Genomic DNA, 24603 nt, shown 5'->3' on the forward strand with positions numbered 1-24603 from the left:
GGCGCCGTCGGCGCCGCGCTGCCCGCACTGATGCGGATGGCCGCGCTGGGCCCCCGCCCCTGACCTGGCACGCCGGACCTCCCCCCGCGCGAAGGGAACTCCCATGGCAGACACGCACCTCCCGCCGGCACCCACCCCGATCCACGTCGACGACAGCGTGCTCGACGACCTCAGGACGCGTCTGCGGCTCACCCGCCTGCCCATCGACGCGGGCAACGAGGACGGGTACTACGGCGTCCGCAGCTCCTACCTGAAAGAGCTGGTCGACCACTGGCTCCACGGGTACGACTGGCGCAAGGCCGAGGCCGCGATCAACGCGTACGAGCACTACCGCGTGACCGTGGACGGAGTTCCCGTCCATTTCATGCGCAAGCCCGGCGTGGGCCCGGACCCCGTTCCGCTCATCCTGAGCCACGGCTGGCCGTGGACCTTCTGGCACTGGTCCAAGGTGATCGACCCGCTCGCCGACCCCGCCGCTTTCGGGGGCGACGCCGCCGAGGCCTTCGATGTGATCGTGCCCTCCCTGCCGGGGTTCGGGTTCTCCACTCCGCTGCCGGACCACCCGGAGATGAACTTCTGGAAGGTCGCGGACCTGTGGCACACGCTGATGACCGTGGTGCTCGGGCACGAGAAGTACGCGGCCGCCGGCTGCGACATCGGCGCACTGATCACCGGCCAGCTCGGGCACAAGTACGCCGATGAACTCCTCGCGATCCACATCGGCTCGGGCCTCAGGCTCGACTTCTTCAACGGCGACCGCGCCTGGGACTTCAGCGGCGGCCGGCCGATCCCCGAGGGCCTGCCCGAGAGCGTCCACCGCCAAGTCCTGGACTTCGACCGGCGTTTCGCCGTGCACCTGGCCGCCCACATGCTCGGCTCCAGCACGCTCGCCCCGGGCCTCAGCGACTCGCCCGTCGGTCTGCTCGCCTGGATCCTGGAGCGTTGGACGAAGTGGAGCGACAGCCACGGCGACGTCGAGAGCGTCTTCTCCAAGGACGATCTCCTCACCCACACCATGATCTTCTGGGTGAACAACGCCATCGGCACGTCGATGCGCTACTACGCCAACGCCAACCGCTACCCGTGGAGCCCGTCGCACGACCGCCGTCCGGTCGTCGAGGCCCCGACCGGCATCACCTTCGTGGGCCACGAGAACCCGCCCGGCGTCACCACCGAGCGGCGCGTCCAGAACTTCCTCGACTCGGACCGCGCCGGCTGGTACCACCACGTCAATCTCACCGCGCACCCCGAGGGCGGCCATTTCATCCCCTGGGAACTGCCCGGAGGGCTGGGTCGACGACCTGCGCCGCACCTTCCGCGACCGGCGTCGGCGGTAGGGCGCGGGGCGGTCAGTCGCGGGTCACGGCGAGCACGATCTTGCCCCGGTTGTCGCGCCGCGCCAGCCGCTCATGGGCCTCACGTGCCCGCTCCAGCGGAACGACCGTCTCCACCGGCACACGATACGTGCCGGCGGCGACGCGCTCGGCGATCTCCCGCATGTCCGCGCGCGGATCGTAGCCGTGGATCTGCAGGTTGGTGAGCTGGAAGCCGAGGACGGAAGCGTTCTTCGGGTAGAAGTCGCGGGTGTCGACGGTGCTCGGCTCCAGGGCGACGTTGGCGAGGGCGACCACCCGCCCGCCGTGCCCGACCTGGCGCAGACTGCGTCCGAAGGCGCGACCGCCGACGGTGTCCAGGACGACGTCCGCACCGCGCCCCTCGGTCAGCCGCAGCACCTCGTCGACCTCGGCGTCGTCGGGGTGCACGGAGCTGTCCACGGCGGCGTGGGCGCCGAACGCCGCGGCCCAGGCGGTCTTCTCCGGTGAACCGGCCAGCGCGATGACGCGCGCTCCGGCCTCGGCGGCGATCTGCACGGCAGCGCTGCCGACCCCGCTCGCGGCGGCCTTCACGACCACGGTGTCGTCCTTGGTGACCTTGGCCAGGTGGCGCAGGCAGTACCAGGCGGAGAGCCAGGCCACGGGGAGCGCGGCAGCCTCCGTGAGATCCAGGCCCTCCGGCACCACGGCCACCTGTTCCGCGGGTACGGCAGCCAACTCGGCGTAGAAGCCGGGTGCGTTCACGCCGTCCAGGGCCATCACCCGCTGCCCGACCCCGATCCCGGTCACCCCGTCCCCGACCGCGACGACGGTGCCGGCGGCCTCCACGCCCGGGATGAGCGGCGGGCGCCCGGCCCGGTGGTAGACCCCGGCGCGGATGAGCGCGTCCGCCCGGTTCACGCCCGCCGCGGCGACCCGCACCAGCACCTGGCCGGGTCCGGCCACCGGGTCGGGCACCTCCACCGGCACCAGCACCTCGGGTCCGCCGAACTCCTCGATCCGCACCGCACGCATACCGCACCTGCCTTCTCGTGGCGACACCGGAGCGGCACACCCCGACTCACAGGGCGGCGACACCGGTTGAACTGGTGTCAGCCTGCGACACCCGATGAACCGGTGTCAAGCGGTAGGCTCAGCTCATGCCCCGCGAATCCGCCGCCCCTACGGCGGCCACCGCCGACCCGATGCTCGCGTTCCCGTTCATCGGCGGGCGCCCGTGCCTGGACTTCATCGCCACGCTCGGCCGCCGCTACGGCACCCCCGTCGAGCGGCTGACCGACCCCGACGCCCTGATCCGCTGGATCGACGAGGCGGGCCTGAGCACGGCGTCCGGCACGGACGACGAGCCCGCAGGGGCCACCGCCCGCGACCTCACGCAGGCGCGCACGCTGCGCGAGGCCCTCCACCGACTCGTCCGCGCCGCGATGGACGGGGTGCCGCCGGATCCCGCCGATGCCGCCCTGGTCAACGAGGAGGCCGGCCGCCCCGATCTCGCCCCCCAGCTCGCGGAGTCGGCGAAGCCGCGGCCGCCGCTGCGCTGGCAAGCGGACCATGGGGCGCCCGCGGCCCTGGCCACCGTGGCCCGTGACGCCGTCCTCCTCGTCACCGGCCCCCTGCTGACGAGGGTCAAGAAGTGCGAGAACCCGGCCTGTTCGCTTCTCTTCCTCGACGACTCCCAGGCCCGCCGCCGCCGCTGGTGCTCCATGGACCGCTGCGGCAACCTCGCGAAGGTCGCCGGCTACCGGTCCCGCAGCCGCGCCACCTCCACCGAGTGACAGCGCAGACCTCGCACCGCGCCGGCCGCAGGCGGTGGCGCACCCGCGTGGTGTAGCGGGCTACACCACCGGTCGGGGAGGGCGCTCCCTCGTGACGACGCCCGGGAAACGGGATCGTTGATCTCGCAAGGCCAGTGGCTCCCGATCGGGAAGCCCGCCGCTGCCCCGAAAGGAAACTCCCGTGAAGGCGCTGCTCTCCTCCCGGCCCGTCCTGTGGTTCCTGTTCCTGTTCAACCTGGTCGTCGCCGTGGCCGCCCCGTTCGTCGTCGATGGCACGCAGGGCCTGATCACCAGCGCCGGTATGGGCGTGGTGTCGTTGGGAGCGGGCGTCAGCCTCTTCCGGGGCCCCGCCCGGCCCGAGCATGCCTGACCCCGCTGCGACAGACGCGCCACCGGAATCGAAAGCTTGCTTGACTTAAGTAACTCGAATATGATTGCCTAACTCAAGCAAAATAGGACGGGCGCCTTGAGCGGAGGCGCCCCGTGCACCGAATCCCGTGGGGACGGGGGCGGTGCACTCCTCGGGCCCGGCGACCGGAAGCACTCCCCCCGTCCGGAGCCGGGCCCGAGGGCACACCGACGACGAACGTCTCCCCGGACCACCTCCCGGCCCAAGGCACCACGGCCCCGGCTCAGCTGCCGCGAGCGCCGAGCCCGCACCGCGAAGTGCGCCACCAGACCCCCGCACCACGAAGAAGGAGGGCCTCCCCATGGCCACGATGAAGTCCGTTCGGACCGGTGCCGTCGGCAAGGTCGACGTGGTGGACGTCGAGCGTCCAGCACCGGGCCCGAAGGACGTTCTGATGAAGGTCCGCGCCTGCGGCATCTGCGGCACCGACGCCACCTTCCTGCACATGGGCGGCATGCCGGCACGCGGGCACGCGGGCGGCGAGCTGATCCCCGTGGCCCTGGGCCATGAGCCGGCCGGCGAGATCGTCGAGGTGGGCGCCGAGGTCACCGACCTGAAGGTGGGCGACCGCGTGGTCGTCAACCCGCAGGCCGCCCCCACGGGAATCATCGGCTGCGGCGGGAAGTTCGGCGCCATGAGCGACCACCTGCTCATCGAGAACGCCGTCGTCGGTACGAGCGTGGCGGTGTTCCCCGAGACGATGCCGTTCGCTGTTGCCGCGCTCAACGAGCCGATGGCGGTGGCCCGGCACGCCGTCAACCGCTCCCGGGCCACCTCCACCGACAAGGTCGTCGTCTTCGGCGCCGGGCCCATCGGGCTGGGCGCCACGATCTGGCTCAAGCTGCGCGGCGTACAGCACGTGGTCGTGGCCGATGTCATCCCCGAGCGCCTGGAGACCGCGCTCGCCGTCGGCGCCGACGCCGTCATCAACTCCGCCACCGAGGACATCACCGCCCGGCTGACGGAGTTGCACGGTGCCGCGGCCAACGCACTCGGCCAGCCCCGCGCCGGCACCGACCTCTACCTCGACGCCGCCGGCGCCCCCGCCGTCTTCGACGCCACCGTCGCCTCCGCCAAGTGGGGCGCCAGGATGGTCATGGTCGCCGTACAGAAGAAATCCGGCGCCATCGACCTCGGCGGCATGCTCCGCAGCGAGCTCACCCTGATCGCCTCCCAGGGCTACCCCACCGAGATCTTCGAGGTCACCCCCGAACTCGCGGAACACCAGGAGCGGTTCGCCCGGCTCATCAGCCACCGGGTGCCGTTCTCCGAGGTCGAGCAGGCCTTCGAGCTGGTGCTGACGCCCGGGGCCGCGGAGAAGGTCGTCGTCACCTTCGACGAGTAGCCGGGCCCGCGGCCGGCGAGAGCGACCCCTTCCACGGAGCGGCCCCTTCCACGGTTCACCGAAGGGGTCGCGGCCGGTCGGAGCCACTGCGGACGCCCCTCGGGCAGGAACCCCACTTTCATGATCCAGCGCTTGCAGCGGTACCTGAGCTGCCACCCTCGTGTCGTCGACGCGGCGGTCGCCGTCGCACTTCTCGCCGGTTCCCTTCCGGGGAGCATGGTCTCGCTCCAGGGCGGCGCCCCGGGAATTCCGTGGTGGCCCGGCCTGCTCATGACCGGTGTGTCCTGCACGGTCCTGCTGTGGCGCCGCTCCCGCCCCCGCACCGCGGTGGCACTGAACCTCGTGTGCGCCGCGGCCGGGATCGCGCTCGGTTACCTCGTCACGGCCCTGCTGCTGGGCCCTCTCATGGTCGCGTTGTACGCGCTGGCCGTCCGCACGGGCCGGCGCACCGCGAACACCTTCGCCTTCACCGGCGTCGCCCTGCTGATCGGCACGGCGCTGCTCGCCGGTCCCGACGACGAACCGCTGGTCCTCAAACTGCTCAGCCCCGCGTTCTGGCTGCTGCTGCCCACCTCGCTGGGCACGGTGACCCGGCTGCGCGGGGCCTACCTGGAGGCCGTACAGGCCCGCGCCGAGCACGCCGAACGCAGCCGGGAGGAGGAGGCCCGGCACCGGGTCACCGAGGAGCGCATGCGTATCGCCCGCGATCTGCACGACGTGGTCGCCCACCACCTGGTGCCGGCGAACATCCAAGCCGGCACGGTGGCCCGCTTCCTGCGCACGCGACCGGAGGAGGCCGAGAGGATCGTCTCCGAGCTCACGGGCACCACCTCCGTGGCGCTGCGCGAACTCAAGGCCACCGTCGGCCTGTTGCGCGACGCGAATGACACGACAGGCTCCGCGGAGGACACCCCGGGCCTCGCTCGACTCCCGGACCTGGCCGCCTCGTTCGAGGGCGCCGGGCTGACCGTCACGGTCACCAGCGAAGGAGAGCCCCGGCCGCTCTCCGCCGGGGCGGACCTCACCGTGTACCGCGTCGTGCAGGAGGCGCTCACCAACGTCACCAAACACGCCGTCACCCGCACGGCCGAGGTACGGCTCACCTACTCCCCCGACCGGCTGGGCATCACCGTCACCAACGGCGGGCGCGGCAGACGCTCCGACTCCGCTGTCCCGAACAGCGGTTACGGTCTCGTCGGCATGCACGAGCGCGCCCGCTCCGTCGGCGGCCGGCTGCGGGCCCGCCCCCGCCCGGAGGGGGGTTTCGAGGTCGTCCTGCAACTGCCGCTGGAGCACCGCCCTGCCGAGGAGTTCGCGGTGACGTGAACCGGCCCCATGCCCGCCGATCGTCGGCTCAGGCGACGGTGGTGCCTTGCCGGTGGGCGCGGATGATGTCCGCGTACCGGTGTCCGCTGGCCTTGATGGTGCGCCGCTGGGTCGGGTAGTCGACGTGGACGAGGCCGAAGCGCTTGTCGTAGCCGTAGGCCCATTCGAAGTTGTCCAGCAGCGACCAGGCGTAGTAGCCCGCGAGCGGCGCCCCCTTGCGCAGGGCGCGGGCGCAGGCGGCCAGATGCTGCTCCAGGTAGCGGGTCCGTCCGGGGTCGTCGACGGCGCCGTCGGGGTCGACTCTGTCCGGAAAGGCGGAGCCGTTCTCGGTGACGTAGAGCCGCCGTACGCCGTAGTCGTCGGTGAGGCGGAGCAGCAGGGCCTCCAGGCCGTCGGCGTCGATCTGCCAGTCCATGCCGGTCCGCGTCACGTCCGGCAGACGGATCTCGCGCGCGTACGGCACGGGTCCGGCGGGGTCGTCGGCGATGGTGGCGGGGAAGTAGTAGTTGAGGCCGTGCCAGTCCAGGGGCGCGGCGATGGTCGCCAAGTCACCGGAGCGCTCAGGCAGTTCGATCCCGTAGAGCTCGCGCATGTCGGCGGGGAAGCCTCTGCCGTACACGGGGTCGAGCCACCAGCGGTTGGTGTGTCCGTCCATGCGCGCGGCCGCGGCGATGTCCTCGGGGCGGCAGGAGGCCGGCTCGATGGTGGAGTGGTTGGTGACGAGGCCGATCTGTGCGCCGGGGGCCGCCGCGCGGATCGCCTGAGCGGCTAGGCCATGGCCGAGCAGCAGGTGATAGGAGGCGCGGACGGCGGCGGTCAGGTCGGTGAGCCCGGGGGCCATCCGGCCTTCGAGATGGCCGATCCATGCGGAGCACAGCGGTTCGTTGAGGGTGGCCCATTGGGAGACGCGGTCGCCCAGCCGTGCGGCGACCACGGAGGCGTAGGCGGCGAGGTGTTCGGCGGTGTCCCGTTCGGTCCAGCCGCCGCGGTCCTGGAGGGTCTGGGGAAGGTCCCAGTGGTAGACCGTGACGCTCGGGGTGATCCCGGCGGCGAGCAGGGCGTCCACCAGGCGGTCGTAGAAGTCGAGGCCCTTGGCGTTCACGGGCCCGTCGCCGCCGGGTACGACGCGGGGCCAGGCGATCGACATGCGGTAGGCGTCGGTGCCGAGGCGCCGCATCAGTGCGATGTCCTCGGGCCAGCGGTGGTAGTGGTCGCAGGCCACGTCGCCGTGGTCGTCGCCCGCGACCTTGCCGGGTGTGTGGGAGAAGGTGTCCCAGATCGAGGGGGCCCGTCCGTCCTCCGTGACCGCTCCCTCGATCTGGTAGGCGGATGTGGCGGTGCCCCAGGCGAAGTCGTGGGGGAAGGCGGCGAGATCTATCGACTCGGGCAGTTCGGACACGAAGAACCTCTCGGCAGGGGTGGGTGAACGAGCGGGCGGGGGTGGGGAGTTACTTCACCGCGCCCGCGGTGAGGCCGGCGACGAGGTAACGCTGCAGCAGCAGGAACCCGGCGACCACGGGGACGCTGACGACGAGCGAGGCGGCCATGATCTGGTTCCAGTAGACGTTGTTGAGCGTGGAGTAGCCCTGGAGGCCGACGGCGAGCGTGCGGGTGGCGTCGTTGGTCATGACGGAGGCGAAGAGCACTTCCCCCCAGGCGGTCATGAAGGCGTAGACGGCGACCGCGACGATGCCGGGGATCGCGGCCGGTACGACGACGCGGAACAGCGCGCCGAGCGGTCCGCAGCCGTCCACCAGCGCCGCCTCGTCCAGGTCGCGCGGCACCGAGTCGAAGTACCCGATCAGCATCCAGATCGAGAACGGCAGCGAGAAGGTCAGATAGGTGAGGATCAGCCCGCCGCGCGAGCCGAACAGGGCGATGCCGGTGGCGTTGCCGATGTTGACGTAGAGGAGGAACAGCGGGAGCAGGAAGAGGATGCCGGGGAACATCTGCGTGGACAGCACGGTGACCGTGAAGGTGCGCTTGCCCCGGAACTCGTAGCGGCTGACGGCGTACGCGGCGAAGACGGCGATCACCACCGAGCAGACCGTCGCCGCTCCCGCCACGATCAGCGAGTTCACGAAGTACCGGGCGAGCGGGATCGTCGACCAGATGTCGATGTACGGGCGCAGGGTCAGGCCGCTCGGCATCCAGCGGAACTTCCCCGAGACATCCGCGAGCGGCTTGAGCGAGCTGGACACCATGACGTAGACCGGGAGCAGCACGAACCCGGCGAGCAGGGTGAGGAAGATCCGCCGGGACCAGAAGAAGGAGCGCGGCGGGGCCATCGGCGAGCGGGGCGTGGGCGCCCTGGTGGAGGCCTCAGACATCGGCCGTCTTCCTTCCCCGGGAGGTCAGCAGGAGGTAGCCGCCCGTCACGGCGAGCAGGAACAGCAGCAGCAGGACGGACATGGCGGAGCCGGTGCCGAAGTTCCAGGTGCCGAACGACGCCTGGTAGATGTGGACCGAGATCAGGTCCGCGGCCTCGGGAGCGGACCTGCCGAAGAGCACGTACGGCGTGTTGAAGTCGTTGAACGTCCACAGGAACAGGACCAGCACGAGGACCTGGTTGACCGGGCGCAGCGACGGCAGGGTGATGCGGCGGATCCGCTGCCACATGCCCGCCCCGTCGAGGGCGGCCGCCTCGTACAGTTCGCCCGGGATGTTCTGCAGGCCGGCCGTGACGATGAGGAACGCGAACGGCCAGCCCTTCCACACCGACACGGTGAGCAGGGCGTAGAAGCTGTTGTCGCCGATGAGCCAGAAGGACGGCTTGTCGGTGAGGTGCAGCTGGTCGTGCAGGACGTGGTTCACCAGGCCGTTGTCGTGCTGGAACATGAACACCCAGGTGATGACGGCCGCGTAGACCGGCAGGGCGTACGGCACCAGGAACAGGGCCCGGAGCAGGCCGCGGCCGCGGAAGGTGTCCTGCATGTACAGCGCGGCCGCCGTGCCGATCAGCCAGCACAGGGCGACGGACAGCAGGGTGAAGGCGACGGTGACGAGGAACGAGTGGAGCAGTGCCTCGCCCACCGGTGCGCTGAAGTCCACCGACACCTTGTAGTTGTCGAGGCCGGTCCAGGGCGCGGTGCCCCAGTCGCGGATGTAGAACTGCGTGAGCTCCTTGAAGCTCATCACGATGCCGATCACCATCGGGACGAGGTGGACGAGGAGTTCGAGGACCAGGGCGGGCAGGAGCAGCAGGTAGGGCAGTCCGATGCGGCGGATCCGCCCGGGGCGGCGGGGGCCGCGCGCCGCACCCGGGGGTTCCTTGTGCACGGCCTTCGCACCGGCCTCGGTGGGGACAGTGGTCGTCATGGGGTGCCTGTGCTCACTTCTTGGGCATCTGCTGCTGGGCCTTTTCGAGTTCGGCCTTCACCGAGGCGGTGGTCACCGGGCGTCCGGCGGCCGCGTCGGCGAACAGGTTCTTGACGGCGGTGCCGATGGCGGTCTCGAACTGGGACTCGTCGGCGACCTGCGGAAGCGCGGCGGCGCTGGCCGCGAGGGTCTCCTTCAAAACGGCGTTCGCCGGGGTGTTGAAGGCGGCCTGCGACTGCGCGGTCCGCACCGGCGGGATCGAGCTGTACGCGGTGTTGAGGATCTTCTGCTCGGCGTCGGAGGTCATGAACTTCACGAACTTCGTGGCACCGTCGAGGTTGTCGGTGTTCTTGAAGACGGCCAGGTTGATGCCCGCGACCATCGAGTTGACGTTCGTGCCCGTTCCCGGGGTGCCGGACTGCACGGGGACCGGAGCGATGCCGTACGCGTCCTGACTCATGCCCTGGGAGGCGAGGTTGGCGGACGCGCCCTGCCACAGCAGCATGGCGTTCTTGCCCTTGGCGAAGTCGCTGACGGACTGGTTCTGCGCGTACTCGGCGTTGCCGGGCGCGATGATCCTGTCCTTGGCCATCAGGTCGACGTACTGCTTGACCGCGCTGACCACGCCGTCACCGGTGAAGTCCGGCTTGCCGTCGGCGGTGAAGAAGTCCGCGCCGTGCTGCTTGGCGAAGACGAAGGCGTGGTGGATGTTCTCCGAGGGATTCGAACCTTCCGCGCCAAGGCCCCACTTGCCGTCCTTGGAGAGCTTCTTGCCGTCGGCGACCAGCTCCGCCCAGGTGGCCGGCGGCTTGGATATCCCCGCCGCGGCGAACATCTTCTTGTTGTAGTAGAGCGCGTACGACATCGAGTACAGCGGTACCGCGGCCGGGTCCTGGCCCTGCGCTCCCGTCGAGCCGAGCGCGGAGTCGACGAAGCGGTCCTTTCCGCCGATCCTCGCGAAGTTCTTGGCGTCCCACGGCAGCAGCGCCCCGGTGGCCTGCAGGGAGGCGCTCCAGGTGTTTCCGATGTTCAGGACGTCGGGGCCCTGGCCGGAGGTGGTCGCGGTGAGGATCCGGTTGAGCAGGTCCGACCAGGGCACGACCTCCAGCTTCACCTTGATCCCGGTCTGCTTCTCGAACCTGTCGAGTTCGGGCCGCAGGACCTTCTTGTCGACCTCGACGGTGGCGCCCTGATTGGAGGCCCAGTAGGTGAGGGTCTTCGGCGAGTCGTTGGACCCGCCCCCGCCGGAGGAGGAACCGCCACCACAGGCAGCCGCGGTGAGGACGAGGGAAACGGTGACGGCACCGACGGCCGCGGCTCTGACTCTGCGCATGACTTCAGGAGCCTTTCGAGGGGTGACAGAACGCCGGGAGGGAGGTCCGCAGCAGCGCCCCACGCTCGGACCTCAAAGCCCCATGGCTTAATTTACGGCGTGAGTTAAACGGTAAGTGAAGGTCGCGTCAAGGGCTCTCACAGAGGTATGTTGCGATCCATCACTTCAGAACGAGGGGGCAGCGTGAGCGTGCGCGGCGGCCGTACGGTGCGTGACCTGCGGCGGGAGAACCGGACCGCGGTACTGCAGCGGTTGTACTTCGACGGGCCTCTCAGCCGCTTCTCGCTGGGCCCCGCCACCGGGCTGAGCTCCGGGTCCATCAGCAACGTGGTGGCCGAACTGGTGGCCGAGGGCCTGGTGGAGGAGGCCGGGAGCGTGGACTCCGCCGGCGGACGGCCGCGCACACTGCTGCGCATCAGTCCGCACAGCGGCTACATGATCGGCGTGGACATCGGCGAGACCCGGGTCCGGATCGAGCTCTTCGACCTGGCACTCACCGAGTTCGCGCGGGTGGAGCGCCCGCTGGTCACCGAAGGCCCCCGGCCCATCGACCGCTACGACGTCGGTGTCGTCGTCGGCCATGTGCGCGACGGCATCGGTGAGGTCATGGACCGGGCCGGGATCGCGGTCGAGCGGCTGCTCGGCGTCGGCATCGGCGTGCCGGGCATCGTCGTCGGGGCGCCCGGGGAGGGCGCCGTGGTGCACGGGCAGACCATCGGCTGGGACGCCGTACCGCTGGAGCGCCTGCTGCGAGAGTCGAGTCATCTGCCGCAGTCGGTGCCGTATTTCATCGACAACGGCGCGAAGACGCTCGGACAGGCGGAGATGTGGTTCGGCGCCGGGCGCGGCGCCCGCAACGCCGTCGTGGTGCTCCTGGGCTCCGGCGTCGGCGCCTGCGTCGTGGCCGACGACATCCGGCCCGGCCGGGCTCTGGAGTGGGGTCACCTGACCGTCCGCGTCGCAGGGCGCCGCTGCCGTTGCGGGGCTCAGGGCTGCCTGGAGGCGTACGCGGGGGCGGAGGCGCTCCTGGAACGCTGGGCGGAGGCCGGTGGACAACCGCCGGCCGGGGTGGACGAGGAGACCGCGCTGGCCGCGATGCTGGCCGCCGCCCACCCCACCCCGCGCGCCGACGGAACCACGCCGGAGGCGGACACGGCGGCCCGGGCCGTCCTGGAGGAGACCGCCGAGTACGTCGGCGCGGGCTTCTCGGACCTGATCAACCTCTTCCAGCCCGAACGCATCCTGGTCGAGGGCTGGGCCGGACTGATGCTCGGCAACCGCTTCCTGGACTCCGTACGGGACCACGCCACGTCGTACTCCCTCGCCTACCCGGCCGGCCACGTCCGGATCGGCCTCGGCACGCTCGGTCCCGACGCCGTCACCGTCGGGGCCGCGCTGCTTCCGCTGGCCGGCTTCTTCGCGCGGGGCGGCCAGCGCGAGCAGGCCGAGCCGCAGGAGCCGGTGCCCGCGTGGCGGACGACGCTGCAGGAGCGGGGGCGCGCGAAGAGCGGCGGGCGAAACCCGGGTGCCGCTTCGCCCGAGTGACTCCTGCATGACTGATCGGCACCCGCGCCGGCGGTTGCCGAGGTCATGACGTGCAGACGTTCCTCAGTTCGTCGGCGGCGGCGTCGATCCTGCCGGAGTCCGGGTGGGTGTCGCCGTTCAGGACGGCCTTGTTGTAGTCGGCGATCGCGTCGTCGAGGTCGTCGACCGCCTTGTCGACCTTGTCGTCGTCCGTGCTCTCCGTGCCGTCGGCGATCTTGTCGAGGTTCTTGTCGATGGTGTCGATGGACTCGTCGGTCCGCGCCGGATCCTTCGCCGCGTCCAGGCCGGCCTCATGGATGGCCTTGAGGCTGTCGGCGATCGTGTCCGAGTGGTGCAGGCAGTTCAGCGAGTCGTCGAAGCTGGCGGGGTCGCAGCCGGTGACGAGTCCGGCGGTCAGCGCGACGGCCGCCACAGCGGTGGCGATGACGGGGGTACGGCGTCGACGTCGTCGATTCGTGGCCATGGAGTGGACCTTCCTCACTGCGGAAGCCGCGCCGAAGGGAGCGCGGGCGGGGCAGAGCCCGGGCAACGTCAGGACCGAGCCGCCTCGGCCCGCTTCCGGCTCCCCTGCACGGCGACTTCCTTCGGGGCGGAAACGGCCCCTCGCGGGGCCGTCGATCGGTTGCGATCTCTCCCGGCCACGATCCCCTCGCGCGCTCGCCGCCACGAGGGACCGGGCTCCCCAATGCCAGGTGTAGCCCGCTACACCATGGCACGCACCCTCAGGAGCCGACAGGCGTCCAGTGCGGGTCGCGCCCCAGGAAGGCGAGCAGCGACTCGGCCGGGCCGGCACCCTCCGCTGCCTCGCGGGCCGGCGCGAACACCCCGAAGGAGTCCCGGAGATGATCGACGAGCCCGTCCGCCGCGAGCCGGATCCCCTCGGCGATGTCGTCCTCCAGCGGCGCGTCCTGGCCCGTCGCCACAGCCATGTCCCAGGCGTGCACGGCGGCGTCCATGGCGGCAGCGGCGGCGGCGAGTGCGTAGGGCAGCGGTCCCAGCGGGGTCGGCACCTGCTCCGTGCCGACGGGCAACTGCGCGTAGGCGTCCGCCACATCGCGCAGCACCTTGTCCAGTACGGCCTGGGCGTCGGTGTCCAGCGCGTCCGCCGGGTGGAAGGGGTCGGAGTCGGGCTGCCCGGCGCCGGTGATCGCGGCGCCGTAGGCCTGCTGATCGAGTCGCGCGTGGTTGAGGACCTGCCGTACCGTCCATTCACTGCACGGAGTCGGCGCTCCCCAGGCCTGCTCCGGGACGGCGGCGGTGACCTCACGCAGGTAGTTGTGCGCCCGTGTCAGCAGTTCCATGCCCTCGACGTTGCTCATCCTGGTCCCCTCCTGATGGCCTTCGGGTGAAGGCCTACCGGCTGATGAGAACAACCTAGGCTCTCTTGCGGACAGTTACAGTCCTCAATGAACACGTTCGGCGCGGCGGCGAGAGGGAAGACCCCAGGGATGCAAGAGGTACGTGGTGCGTTGGCCAAGGCAGGTGGACCCTTGGTCAAGCTGCGCCGGGAGTGGGGCACGGCGGGCGCGCAGCTCGCGAAGTGGCGCCGGGAACCCGTGGTCCTCCAGTCGGTGCGATCGGCGGCGGCGGCAACGATCGCCTATGTGGTGGCACTGCGGATCAGTCCCGAATCCGCACCGCTCACCGCACCGCTGACCGCGCTCCTGGTCGTGCAGGTCACGCTCTACGCCACCCTGACCACCGGTGTCCGCCGGGTGAACGCCGTGGTGGCCGGCGTCGTCGTCGCCATCGCCTTCAGTGTGCTGGTGGGTCTGACGTGGTGGAGTCTGGCGCTGCTCATTCTCGCCTCGCTCGCGGTCGGACACCTGGTCCGGGTCAGCGAGTTCGTGCCGGAGGTGGCGATCAGCGCCATGCTCGTCCTGGGCGTGACCCGGGTGGGCGACACGGCCTGGGCCAGGGTGCTGGAGACCGTGATCGGCGCCGTGGTCGGGCTCGGCTGCAATCTGCTCTTCTCTCCCCCGGTGTGGGTGGGCGCGGCCGGGGAGTCGATCGAGGATCTGGCGCGCCGCGTGCGGCAGTTGATGCTGCGGATGGGCGAGGAGGCGGCCGGCCGCACCCCCGTCGCCCACGCCACAGCGCGGCTTCATGAGGCGCGGCGTCTCGACCACGACATCATCGAGGTCGACGCGGCGCTCAAGCAGGCCGAGGACAGCCTGCGGCTCAATCCCCGTGTGCGGGAGGGCCTGCTGCACCGAGTGGTGCTGCGTACCGGTCTCGACACCCTGGAGATCTGCACGGTGGTCCTTCGGGTACTGGCGCGCAGCCTCACCGATCTCGCCAAGGCGCGGGAGCCCGAGCCGCTGTTCGAGCCGCAGACGGGCGCGGCGGTGGAACGGCTCCTGGGCGAGGTGGGCGACGCCGTGGTCAGTTTCGCTGTGCTGGTGACCACCGACGTCAGCATCAGCGCGCAGTCGGCGGAGTCCCGGCTCGCCGACCAGCTCACCACGGCGGCCGCCACCCGCGACAAGCTCGCCGCCCTGTTGCTCGAAGAGGTCCAGCGCGACGCCCGCCAGTGGCAGTTGCACGGCGCTGTCCTGACCGAGGTCAACCGCATCCTCGACGAGCTCGACACGGAGCACCGCTCGCGACGGCTCCTGGAGGAGCTGGACCGCTGCACACGCGAGCAGCGCGAGCGCCGTCCGCGCGTCACGCGTCTGCGGCGACGGCTGCGTGTCCCGCGACCGCTGCGCCGGAACCGGAACCGCCCCACCGCCTCCCGACGTTCTACGTGAGGAAGCGGCCGCGCGCCGGCGATCAGGGGCCGGCGGCGCGGCGACGACGAGGGGAGCAGACGGATGACCGACGCCACCGTGCGGATCGACGGAAACACACTGCTGTTGCCGGGCGGGGTGCGGGTGCGGTTCATCCGGACCCTGCGGCTGCCCGAGAAGGGCACGCACCAGCTGCCGCCGGGCCTGGGTGAGTTCCCGGTCCGCCGCGTCGAGGACTTCCCTGAAACGGTGCCGGCCGAGTGGCGGGCGCGCGGCGGTGTGATGCTGCCGGTGTATCTGCGCGAGGCCATGTGGCTGAGCTTCTCGGGGACGACGGAGCCGGCCGCGCTGCAGGTGGGCGTGGGCAAGGTGTGCGCGGTGTCGGGCAAGCCGTGGAGCTCCCGGCTCACCCGCGACCCGCAGAACTACGTGGTGCTGCCCCGGCAGCCGTGGCTCGACGGCATCAACTCCGGCAAGGGCACGGTCCGCCAGTTCGTGGCGGTGCCGCTGGGGCTGGGTGCCACCGTCGAGGGCCAGGTCACCGGCGAGGAGGTGTGGGGCGGCGTACAGCTGCAGTCCTTCCCGCTGAACGACGCGGAGCTGGCCGCGTGGCGTACGGCGGAGCGGCTGGCCGAGGAACGCCGACGGGAGATGGCGCAGAACTTCGGAGGCTACGGAGCCGCGGTTCCCATGGCCGCCGCGCCCGCCTTCGGCGCCCCTCCGGCGCCCGGTGCCCCTGCGGCCCCCGGCAGCGCTCCCAGCGGCGGCGCCTCGCGCGGCGCCCCACGCAAGCCCGCGGCGATGGGCCTCGGTGTGGGCGGCTCGATGCGTCAGGAGATCTACCGCGACGACCGGCCGCTCACGGCGTGGGCCGAGACGCCCGGCGGGCGGGTGTTCGTCCATCTGGTGACACCGCCCGAGTGGCGCCGGATCACCGGCGAGGCGCCGCCGCCCTCCCCCGTGGACCGCGCGGCCTACACGCAGGCCGGGCTCCCCTGGTACGACTACTACGACAACGACGCCGTGGATCTCGCCCCCACGGACACGCTGGGTGCGGTCAAGCAGGTCGGTGAGTGGCTCGGTGACGACCACGAGCCCTGGCAGGAGCCCTCGCCCCACCAGGTGAAGCCGCTCGGGGACGCGCCCGGGAAGCCGGTCGGGGACGGCGACTGGTAGGCGTCCGGACACGCCCGCACAGTATTGCGCCCTGCGCAACGCCTGTTGCTGTTCTTGCGTTCGAGGTGTGCTTGCCGCCAAGGTGGCTGTCGGCCCTGAGGCAACCGACACCCGAGGTGCAGGCATGAGCAGTGGTGCAGAACCGGCGTGGGAGGCCTCCGGCGGTGGCTGGAGCAGGCGGCGCCTGGTCGCGGCCCTGGGCGCGGCCGCCGCGATGGCGACCGTCCCGGCGCCGGTCGCACCCCGGCCGGGCCCGTCCGCCGCCGGCCCCGGGCCGCGGACCGGCGCACCCACGGCGCCGCAGCCCGGGCCCACGACGGCACCGCAGGCCGACCCCACTCCGTCGCCGTCGGTCGGCTCCGGCCCGCGCCCGTTGTTCCTCGGCACGTACACGTCGGCCGAGGGCGGCGGGAAGGGGATCGGTGTCGCCTCCTACGACCCCACCACGGGTCACCTGACCGGAACCGGCACGATCACCGGAGTCGGTGATCCGTCGTATCTGGCGCCGCATCCCAACGGCCGTACGCTCTACGCCGTCGATGAGCGCGAGCAGGGCGCGGTGACGGCCGTACGGCTGTCACCGGATTCGTCGGGCGGCAAGGTGCTGGGCAGCCGCGGCACCGGCGGGTCGGGGCCCTGCCATCTGTCGGTGCATCCGGGCGGCCGGTGGCTGCTGAGCGCCGACTACGGTTCGGGCAGCGTGGCCGTGCACCCCATCGACGCCTCCGGCGCGCTCGGCGAGCGCACCGCCCTGGTCAGGCACTCCAGCCCCGCGCCGGGACCGGGTCAGGAGGGGCCGCACGCCCACCAGTTCGTCACCGGCCCCGACGGCGGCCATGTGCTCGCCGTCGACCTGGGCACCGACACCGTCTACACCTACCGCCTCGACCTGTCCGAGGGCACGCTCACCGAGGTCTCCCAGGCCCACACACGACCGGGCGCCGGGCCGCGCCATCTCACCTTCCACCCCGGCGGCCGCTTCGCCTACCTCGCGAACGAGGTGGACAACACGGTCGCCGTCTGCGCGTACGACCCGGCCACCGGGCGGCTCACGCCCGGCGATCCGCAGTCCACGGGCACGGGCGGGGGCACGAGTTACCCGGCGCAGATCCTGGTGACGTCGGACGGGTCGTTCGCGTATCTCGCCAACCGGGGCCACAACAGTCTGACGCGTTACGCGGTCGAGGCCGGCGGCGCCCGGCTCCGCCTGCTGGACACCGTGCCGGTCGGCGGCGACTTCCCGCGGCACATCGCCTTCTCCCCGGACGGGGCGCTGCTGTTCGCGGCGAATCAGCGGTCGGGCACGGTGACCGTCTTCCACGTGGACCGCGAGAGCGGTGAACTGCGGCGAGCGGGCGAGCCGTTCGCCTCACCCGTCGCCGCCTGTGCGCTGCCGCTGTAGCGCCCGGGGGCAGGTCGCGGAACTCGCCTGCGTGAGCAGGACGTGCATGCGCTCAGTGAGCTGCGTGACGTCGTCGGCGGGCGCGTGGAACGGCAGGCGTACGTCGCCGTTGCCGCGGGCGCGTTCGATGCGCAGCGTCAGCCCGTGCCGGTCGACGGCGAGCGGCTGGACGCGGACCGCGCCGTGCAGGCTGTCGGGCTCGACGAGTCGGGTGAGCCGTTCGACGGCGTCCGGATGCGCGTCGGCGAGGTGGGTCAGAAGCTGGGCCTCGGCGCCGGCCAGCGGGTCGGGCTCGGCGCCGGCGAAGTCGTCGAGGCCGATCACAACGGTCCCCGCCGGCCGGCGCAGCACGATGCGCGAGGGGCGGAACGCCAGGTGCCCGTCGTCGGGCACGAACCAGCCCGACATCCACAGCCGGGCGCGGATCCGGCTGCGCACGGGGACGGGCGCGACGTCGGCGAACTCCAGGATCGCGGACGGCTCCCCGCGCGGCGCGCAGATCGCGGCGGCGAGCAGCGCGCTGTCCTCCGGTACGTGCAGCAGCACCCGGCCGTCCGCGGCGACGGTGTGCGCGCCGACGAACTCCTCCCGACCGCCCTGCGCGGTCACCGCGCAGGACCAGGCCGCGGCGAGCACCGAGCGGGCGTGCTCCGCCGCGGCGGGCGCGGCCGTCCAGGTATGACGATCACCCATCCCAAACCTCCCTTAGGTAAGCCTTGCCTAAGCTATCGAAGATCCGGGCGCACGCCAACCACGCCTCCGTGAGGATCTTGCGAGTACGAGTGGGATCAGGCCAGGTGAAGACGCCCCTCAGGGCACGATCACACCCAACAGCGCCCGTGCGCACAGGTCACGCACCTGGTCGCGGGACAGCTCCGCCCCCCTGAGCCACTCCAGACAGACGGCCGTGGTGAAGGCCAGCCAGCCGCGTACGGCGATGCGGAGTTCGAGCTGGTCCTCACCCGCGCGGCCGATCTCGGGGTCGGCCGCGAGCGCCGCCAGGATCTGCCGCTCCTGGGCGGCCAGGGACTGCCGGTAGACCTTGCGTACGGCCTGGTCGCCCGCCGCGTCGGCCCGGTGGAAGGCGCGGAAACCGTGCGCGTGCGCCTCCACGTACTCCAGGAACGTGTCGAGCCCGGCGGCGAGTTGGTCGCGGACCGGTACGCCGGGAACCGCGGCCGTCATACGCAGCATCCGCTTGCTCTCGCGCTCCACGACCGCCGCGAAGAAGTCGCGTTTGGTCGGGAAGTAGTGGTACAGCAGGCCGCGCGAGACGCCGGCGATCTCGGCGACCTGCTCGATCCACACGTCGTCGTACGGCGACTCCGAGAACAGCCGCGCCCCCACCGTGAGCAGTTGCTCCCTGCGCTCCTCGGTGCTGAGCCGACGACGAGTGCGCTCCCCCGGCTCCCCCTGCTTCCCGGCCATGCCCGCACTCTACTTGACGTCGGTTCAACAACGGGATCACACTGAAACGCGCTATTGAACCCACGTACAACAGAGTCAGTGAACAGAGTCAATCAGCCGCAGGACCAAGGGAGACGGCGTCATGGCAGAGACGACACGGACCGCACTGCCCAAGGGCTTTCGCAGTGCGGAACTCGGCTGGCCGGAACTGCACCGCATCCCGCACCCGCCGCGCCGCGTCCCACTGATCGGCGACGTGCTCGGCGCCAACCTGCGCACGCCCGTGCAGGATTCGCTGAGCCTCGGCCGAGCCCTGGGGCCGATATTCCGGCGCAGGGCCTTCGCCAAGGAGATCGTCTTCGTCGGAGGCGCGGAGCTCGCCGGGGAGCTCGCGGACGAGGCACGGTTCGCCAAGCACGTGGGGCTGGGGGTGGCCAATCTCCGGCCGGTCGCCGGGGACGGACTGTTCACGGCGTACAACCACGAGCCGAACTGGCAGCTGGCGCACGACGTCCTGGCCCCGGGCTTCAGCCGTGAGGCCATGGAGGGCTACCACCCGATGATGCTCGCCGTGACCGAGCGGCTGATCGAGCACTGGGACCGGGAGCGGACGGCGGGGCGCGCGGTGGACGTGCCCGGCGACATGACGAAGCTGACGCTGGAGACGATCTCCCGCACCGGCTTCGGCCACGACTTCGGCTCGTTCGAGCGGGCCCGTCCGCACCCCTTCGTGCAGGCGATGGTGGGCACGCTGACGTACGCGCAGCGCCGCAACATCGTCCCCGAGCCGCTGGCGCCCCTGGTGCTGCGCGGCGCCACCCGCCGCAACGAGGCCGACACGGCGCTCCTCAACCGCACGGTCGACGCGGTCGTGGCGGCCCGCCGCGGCGGGAGCGGGGAGGGCGACCTGCTCGACCGGATGCTGGAGACCGCCCACCCGGCGACCGGGGAGCGCCTGACGCCGGAGAACATCCGCCGCCAGGTCATCACCTTCCTGATCGCGGGCCACGAGACCACCTCGGGCGCCCTCTCCTTCGCCCTGCACTACCTCTCCCTCCACCCTGAGATCGCGGCCCGCGCCCGGGCCGAGGTACGGCGCGTCTGGGGCGACACGGACCGGCCCGGCTACGACCAGGTCGCCAGGCTGCGTTACGTCCGCCGAGTGCTCGACGAGGCCCTGCGGCTGTGGCCGACGGCGCCCGCCTTCGCCCGTGAGGCCCGCCAGGACACGGTGCTGGGCGGGGTCCACCCGATGCGGCAGGGCGCCTGGGCGCTGGTCCTGACGGCGATGCTGCACCGGGACCGGGAGGTGTGGGGCGAGGACGCCGAGCAGTTCGACCCGGACCGCTTCGACGCGAAGGCGGTCCGCGCGCGCCCGGCGCACACCTTCAAGCCCTTCGGCACCGGGGCGCGGGCCTGCATCGGCCGCCAGTTCGCGCTGCACGAGGCCACGCTCGTGCTGGGGCTGCTGCTGCGCCGCTACGACCTGCGGGCCGACCCCGACTACCGGCTGCGGGTGGCCGAGCGGCTCACCCTGATGCCGGACGGGCTGCGACTGCACCTCGAACGTGCCGCGCCCACCGCGGAGTTGCCCGCCGCCCCCGTCCCCGAAGGGGCCTCAGCTCCCGGCTGTCCAGTGGCCAGGGCGGGCGACTGACTCGGGCAGCCTGGTTGCGGCGCTGCCCCGGGCCGCGTTCAGCTGGGGCTGGGTGAGGAAGAAGGCGCCGGTCAGGTCGGCGTCCGTGAGATCGGTGTCGCGCAGATCGGCGCCGATCATGTCCGCGCCGCGCAGGTCGGCACCGGTCAGGTCCGCGGCGATCAGGTAGGCGCCACGCAGGTTGGCTCCCCGCAGGTCGGCGCCCTTCAGACGGGCGCCCATCAGGTCGGCGCCCCGGCGGTCCTTGGGGCGGCCCTTGCCGGCCCGGCCGGCCGCGGCCCGGGCACGGACGAGTTCGCTGGTGCGCAGCAGCAGGACGTTCACGTCCTGGCGGTGTGCGCCCACGTCCAGCTCCCCCAGCTCGTCCGGGGTTCGGCGGGTGAGTCGCTCCGTCCTGTCGAGCATCCGGCGCAGGTCGGCGTGGACAGCGCGGGCGGCGGGGAGGGTCAGCGCCTCGGTGAGGTACCAGAGCAGTTCGTGGAGCTGGCGCACGACGGGGAACACGTCGAACATCTGCCGGGCCTCCTCACGGGTGCCCGAGCGCCAGTCCCGGCCGCCGAAGGTGACCTGGGAGACCTTCTGGCCCGCGCCGAAGCAGTCGTAGACCGTGCAGCCCGTGAAGCCCTTCTGCCGCAGCTCGGTGTGGATGCCGCACCGGGAGTCGGTCCGCAGGTTCGGGCACGGTTTCCCGGCTGCCTTGTCGACGGCGAAGTCGGCCGAGGCCGCGAAGGGCAGGGCGACACAGCACAGCCCGAAGCACTGACCGCAGTCGGCCCGCAGGTCAGCGAGGGTGTTCTGGGCTGTTCCGGTGTCGTCACGCATGTCCCCAGCTTACTGATCGGCCCGGCACGGCCCGGACCGTCGCCTGCCCCCGCCGCGGGCGCCCGTGCGACGGCCCGCTTCCACGGCTGCGCGGCCCTGGGCGGCGAGAGGAACGCTGCACGCGCACTCGAGCAGGCGGCCCTAGAGTACGGACGGTGCGAGCTGCCCTGCGGCCTGAGCCGTCGAGGGGCACCCCTGGCGTACGGCGCGGGGTTCGGACCGGAGCGTCCAACTCCCCTGCGGGGGACGGAACTCACCGATGATTTCCCGGCATCGGAGAGGTCGCTAATACAGGCGAAAACAAGTTCCGCTAAAACTGGGCCACAGCGCCACATGAGCCGCCACGGCTCCGCCGACCTTACGAGCTATAGAGGTATGAACAGACGCAGGAGGGACATCATGTGCACTCATCGGCCACCGTGCCCGACCGCCGCCCGCCCCGACCACCACGCCGCCGTGATCGTGTCGGCCCATCCGGAGCAGGGCTGGTACGTCCTGTGCAACGGAACGATCGTCTTCGACGACACCGGTGAGCTGCTGCCCGACGGCCAGGTGGTGGGCCCGCTGCGGGCGACCGACCGGCTGCCGGTCGCCGCCTGAACCCGCCACCCGGCGGCCGGCAGCGCGTCACCAGGTGACGAGGAGCGACTGCGGTCCCCTGATGGTTCCCTTGCTCTGGAAGACCGTCTTCTCCGGCGGCTCGGCCAGCCGCAGTTCCGGGAAGCGTGTCAGCAGCCCGGAGAGCATGACCTCGGACTCCATCCTCGCCATCATGGCGCCCATGCAGTGGTGCGGGCCGTGCCCGAAGGACAGGTGCGAGAGGGCCTCCCGGTCGAAGTCCAGCGCCTCCGGGTTCTCGAAGACCTCCGGATCCCGGTTCGCGGTGAGGTAGGACGCGTAGACGGCCTCTCCCTCGCGGATCAGGACCCCGCCGACCTCGACGTCCTCGGTGGCGATCCGGGCGAGTCCCACGCCATTGCGGTGCGGGATGTGCCGCAGCAGTTCGTCGACCGCCTGCGGGAGCAGTTCCGGCCGGGCACGCAGCCGGGCCAGGTGCTCCGGATGCGTCAGGAGCATGTAGACCATGTTGGCGCTGTTGTAACGGACCGCGTGCGCCGCACTGACCATGATGATGGTGGCCAGGGACACCGCCACGTCCTCGGTGATCTCCCCGGCGTCGCACGCCTGCGCCAGTACCCCCGCGAGATCCTCGCTCTCCTCCCCCTTCGCACCCTTGCGGCTGCGCAGCAACTCCACGATGTACGCACGCACTTCGGCCCGGGCCGCTCTGCTCGCCCCGGCGTCCGCCGTGGCGGAGAGGATCGTGTCGGTCCACGGGGCGACCCGCGCCCGGTCCTCCCGCGGTACACCCAGCAGGTCACCGATCACGGCCAGCGGGAACGGCTTGTGCAGCATCTCCATCAGGTCGGCGGGCGGCCCGTGCCGCTCCACCGCGTCCAGCAGCTCCCCTGCCGTCTGCTCGGCCATCGGCCGCAGCCGCTTCATGTGCCGCCCGGTGAACGCCTTGTTGATGACCTTGCGCAGCTTGGTGTGGTACGGCGGGTCGGCGTAGCCGAGGGCCAGCTTCGAGGCGACCGGTTCGCTCAGCATGCTCGTCACGGTGCGGTCGACGAGTTCCTCGCGGCTGAAGCGGGGGTCGGAGGTGACCAGCTTGACGTCCTCGTACCGCGTCACCAGCCAGGCCTCGTGGTCGGAGAAGTACGGCAGGCGGATGCGGGCGACGGGCTCCTCGGCCAGGAGCTTGGCCAGCAGCGGGTCGAACTCCAGTCCGGGAAGGTCGTCGAGCGTCCAGTCGTGCGCGCTGGGGGTGTCTGTGTCGGGCTGGGACGTCATCGGTTTGGTCTCCCGTGGTCGGTCGCGGGTGCCCGTCCGCCTGGCCGTACGGGCCCCTGTGCTCGGACATGCCTTCCCCGCACCGGCGGTCACCGACGCTCACGGAAACGTGCGGCCCCCTGAACGGAGCACACCGCCGGGGCCGGCGAATCCGAAGCGCACGGCTCAGCAGCCGACGTATCTCTGGAGGTTTCGCGCGACACCGGGTATCGAGTCGGCCATGGACCACGACACGCGCCTTTCCGGGCTGCCCGCCCCTCCCCCGCAGGGTGCCGCAGCACTGCCGCCCGGCACCTATGACGGAACGCTGGTCCTGGTCACGGGCGGCGGCACCGGCCTCGGGAAGGCGATCGCGGCGGAGTTCGCGCGGCTCGGCGCCGATCTCGTGATCGCGAGCCGCAGTGAGGATCATCTGCGGCCCGCGCAACAGGAGCTGGGCACACGGGTGACGGCGGCCGTGTGCGACGTACGCGACCCGGCCCGCATCGGCGCGCTGTTCGACGCCTGCCCTCTGCCCGACGTGCTCGTCAACAACGCCGCCGCCAACTTCCCCGTGCCCGCCGAGGACATGTCCGCGCACGCCTGGCGGGCGGTCGTGGACATCACGCTCACCGGCACGTTCCTCATGACCCGCGAGTTCGGACGCCGCCATCTGGCCGCACGGACGCCCGGCTCGATCATCAATGTGGGGGCCTCGTACGCCTGGACCGGCGGCCCCGGCTACGCCCACAGCGCGGCGGCCAAGGCGGGTGTGCGCAATCTCGTGGAGACGCTGGCCGTGGAGTGGGGGCCGTACGGCATCCAGGTGAACGGGCTGGTGCCCGGGCTGATGCCGCACGAGGACATGACGGCGGACATCCGCGGCACGCTGGAGCACGCCGCCGACCAGGACCGCCGGCAGCCCGCCCTGCGGGTCGGCGCCCCGCGCGAACTGGGCTGGGCGGCGACCTTCCTGGCCTCCCCCTACGCCCGTTTCATCACCGGGCACACGCTGGTGGTGGACGGTGCGAACTGGCAGCGCCGGGCGCTGGTCGGCCCGCCGGTGGTGCCGGTGCGGGACCAGATGGGGCGGGATCCCTTCACGGGGTGACCGCTCGTCGCGCCGTCACCCACGCCTGGGAAGCGCCACCCCAAGGCCCGGAGTGCAGCCCGGCGGCCGGCGCCGGGC

22 protein-coding genes and 1 pseudogene are annotated in these 24603 nt (G+C 71.6%); 12 read left to right on the forward strand and 11 right to left on the reverse strand.

The window, feature by feature from the left end; genetic code table 11:
* The first annotated feature begins 103 nt into the window (after positions 1-103).
* Positions 104-1337, forward strand: a pseudogene (locus ABZS97_RS34005) (epoxide hydrolase).
* Between the two features lie 12 nt (positions 1338-1349).
* On the opposite strand, the gene ABZS97_RS34010 reads toward ABZS97_RS34005, so the two are convergent.
* Positions 1350-2348 (reverse strand): zinc-binding dehydrogenase, encoded by a 999-nt coding sequence (locus tag ABZS97_RS34010; RefSeq protein WP_356144114.1) that lies wholly within the window; start codon positions 2346-2348, stop codon positions 1350-1352.
* Positions 2349-2473: 125 nt separating this feature from the next.
* Here ABZS97_RS34010 and ABZS97_RS34015 point away from each other — a divergent pair, with 125 nt between their 5' ends.
* From ABZS97_RS34015 to ABZS97_RS34030, 4 genes are all read left to right on the forward strand, one after another.
* Complete coding sequence (locus ABZS97_RS34015) at positions 2474-3109, forward strand: ABATE domain-containing protein (protein WP_356144116.1); 636 nt, start codon at positions 2474-2476, stop codon at positions 3107-3109.
* Between the two features lie 181 nt (positions 3110-3290).
* Positions 3291-3479, forward strand: a complete 189-nt coding sequence (locus ABZS97_RS34020) for a hypothetical protein (protein WP_356144118.1) — start codon at positions 3291-3293, stop codon at positions 3477-3479.
* Between the two features lie 340 nt (positions 3480-3819).
* Entirely contained in the window at positions 3820-4863 is a 1044-nt protein-coding gene (locus ABZS97_RS34025; protein ID WP_356144120.1) for a zinc-binding dehydrogenase, read from the forward strand.
* A 120-nt stretch (positions 4864-4983) separates the two neighbouring features.
* A complete protein-coding gene (locus tag ABZS97_RS34030) occupies positions 4984-6189 on the forward strand; it encodes a sensor histidine kinase (RefSeq protein ID WP_356144122.1) in 1206 nt (401 codons plus the stop codon).
* 28 nt (positions 6190-6217) lie between these two features.
* Here ABZS97_RS34030 and ABZS97_RS34035 read toward each other — a convergent pair whose 3' ends face one another.
* The 4 genes from ABZS97_RS34035 to ABZS97_RS34050 are packed head-to-tail and all read right to left on the reverse strand — an operon-like array spanning position 6218 to position 10840.
* Positions 6218-7579: a GH1 family beta-glucosidase gene (locus ABZS97_RS34035; RefSeq protein WP_356144152.1), complete on the reverse strand. Its 1362-nt coding sequence runs from the start codon at positions 7577-7579 to the stop codon at positions 6218-6220.
* Positions 7580-7637: 58 nt separating this feature from the next.
* A complete protein-coding gene (locus ABZS97_RS34040) occupies positions 7638-8477 on the reverse strand; it encodes a carbohydrate ABC transporter permease (protein WP_356144154.1) in 840 nt (279 codons plus the stop codon).
* 34 nt (positions 8478-8511) lie between these two features.
* Positions 8512-9507: a sugar ABC transporter permease gene (locus ABZS97_RS34045; protein WP_356144124.1), complete on the reverse strand. Its 996-nt coding sequence runs from the start codon at positions 9505-9507 to the stop codon at positions 8512-8514.
* Between the two features lie 13 nt (positions 9508-9520).
* On the reverse strand, positions 9521-10840 hold the full coding sequence (locus ABZS97_RS34050; RefSeq protein ID WP_356144126.1) for a sugar ABC transporter substrate-binding protein: 1320 nt from the start codon (positions 10838-10840) through the stop codon (positions 9521-9523).
* 183 nt (positions 10841-11023) lie between these two features.
* Between ABZS97_RS34050 and ABZS97_RS34055 the strand changes: the two genes are divergently transcribed.
* Complete coding sequence (locus ABZS97_RS34055; RefSeq protein WP_356144128.1) at positions 11024-12385, forward strand: ROK family protein; 1362 nt, start codon at positions 11024-11026, stop codon at positions 12383-12385.
* Positions 12386-12428: 43 nt separating this feature from the next.
* Here the strand turns inward: ABZS97_RS34055 and ABZS97_RS34060 are convergent, their stop codons facing one another.
* Both ABZS97_RS34060 and ABZS97_RS34065 read right to left on the reverse strand, forming a co-directional pair.
* Positions 12429-12848 (reverse strand): hypothetical protein, encoded by a 420-nt coding sequence (locus ABZS97_RS34060; RefSeq protein WP_356144129.1) that lies wholly within the window; start codon positions 12846-12848, stop codon positions 12429-12431.
* A 259-nt stretch (positions 12849-13107) separates the two neighbouring features.
* Positions 13108-13704, reverse strand: coding sequence for a TIGR03086 family metal-binding protein (locus ABZS97_RS34065; protein ID WP_356144131.1), 597 nt, complete (start codon positions 13702-13704; stop codon positions 13108-13110).
* A 171-nt stretch (positions 13705-13875) separates the two neighbouring features.
* Between ABZS97_RS34065 and ABZS97_RS34070 the strand changes: the two genes are divergently transcribed.
* The 3 genes from ABZS97_RS34070 (at position 13876) to ABZS97_RS34080 (ending at position 17695) form a co-directional block, all read left to right on the forward strand.
* Positions 13876-15138 carry an aromatic acid exporter family protein gene (locus tag ABZS97_RS34070; protein WP_356144133.1) on the forward strand — a complete coding sequence of 421 codons (1263 nt, stop codon included), beginning with the start codon at positions 13876-13878 and terminating at the stop codon, positions 15136-15138.
* A gap of 63 nt (positions 15139-15201) precedes the next feature.
* The gene (locus tag ABZS97_RS34075) at positions 15202-16293 is read left to right on the forward strand and encodes a hypothetical protein (protein ID WP_356144134.1); all 1092 of its coding nucleotides are present in this window, start codon (positions 15202-15204) and stop codon (positions 16291-16293) included.
* A 124-nt stretch (positions 16294-16417) separates the two neighbouring features.
* Positions 16418-17695 (forward strand): beta-propeller fold lactonase family protein, encoded by a 1278-nt coding sequence (locus tag ABZS97_RS34080; protein ID WP_356144136.1) that lies wholly within the window; start codon positions 16418-16420, stop codon positions 17693-17695.
* Here ABZS97_RS34080 and ABZS97_RS34085 read toward each other — a convergent pair.
* Positions 17663-18388, reverse strand: a complete 726-nt coding sequence (locus ABZS97_RS34085) for a DUF2470 domain-containing protein (RefSeq protein ID WP_356144138.1) — start codon at positions 18386-18388, stop codon at positions 17663-17665. The genes ABZS97_RS34080 and ABZS97_RS34085 overlap by 33 nt on opposite strands.
* A 117-nt stretch (positions 18389-18505) precedes the next feature.
* Complete coding sequence (locus tag ABZS97_RS34090) at positions 18506-19123, reverse strand: TetR/AcrR family transcriptional regulator (protein WP_356144140.1); 618 nt, start codon at positions 19121-19123, stop codon at positions 18506-18508.
* A gap of 121 nt (positions 19124-19244) precedes the next feature.
* Between ABZS97_RS34090 and ABZS97_RS34095 the strand changes: the two genes are divergently transcribed.
* Positions 19245-20759: a cytochrome P450 gene (locus ABZS97_RS34095; RefSeq protein ID WP_356144142.1), complete on the forward strand. Its 1515-nt coding sequence runs from the start codon at positions 19245-19247 to the stop codon at positions 20757-20759.
* On the opposite strand, the gene ABZS97_RS34100 is transcribed toward ABZS97_RS34095, so the two are convergent.
* Positions 20721-21581, reverse strand: coding sequence for a pentapeptide repeat-containing protein (locus tag ABZS97_RS34100; RefSeq protein WP_356144144.1), 861 nt, complete (start codon positions 21579-21581; stop codon positions 20721-20723). The genes ABZS97_RS34095 and ABZS97_RS34100 overlap by 39 nt on opposite strands.
* 399 nt (positions 21582-21980) lie before the next feature.
* Here ABZS97_RS34100 and ABZS97_RS34105 point away from each other — a divergent pair, with 399 nt between their 5' ends.
* Complete coding sequence (locus ABZS97_RS34105) at positions 21981-22181, forward strand: DUF5999 family protein (RefSeq protein WP_356144146.1); 201 nt, start codon at positions 21981-21983, stop codon at positions 22179-22181.
* A 27-nt stretch (positions 22182-22208) separates the two neighbouring features.
* On the opposite strand, the gene ABZS97_RS34110 is transcribed toward ABZS97_RS34105, so the two are convergent.
* Entirely contained in the window at positions 22209-23435 is a 1227-nt protein-coding gene (locus ABZS97_RS34110; RefSeq protein ID WP_356144148.1) for a cytochrome P450, read from the reverse strand.
* Positions 23436-23655: 220 nt separating this feature from the next.
* Here ABZS97_RS34110 and ABZS97_RS34115 point away from each other — a divergent pair, with 220 nt between their 5' ends.
* The gene (locus ABZS97_RS34115) at positions 23656-24525 is read left to right on the forward strand and encodes an SDR family oxidoreductase (protein WP_356144150.1); all 870 of its coding nucleotides are present in this window, start codon (positions 23656-23658) and stop codon (positions 24523-24525) included.
* Positions 24526-24603: the final 78 nt, after the last annotated feature.

It is taken from the genome of Streptomyces sp. NPDC005485, from assembly GCF_040606085.1.
Taxonomy (GTDB): Bacteria; Actinomycetota; Actinomycetes; order Streptomycetales; family Streptomycetaceae; genus Streptomyces.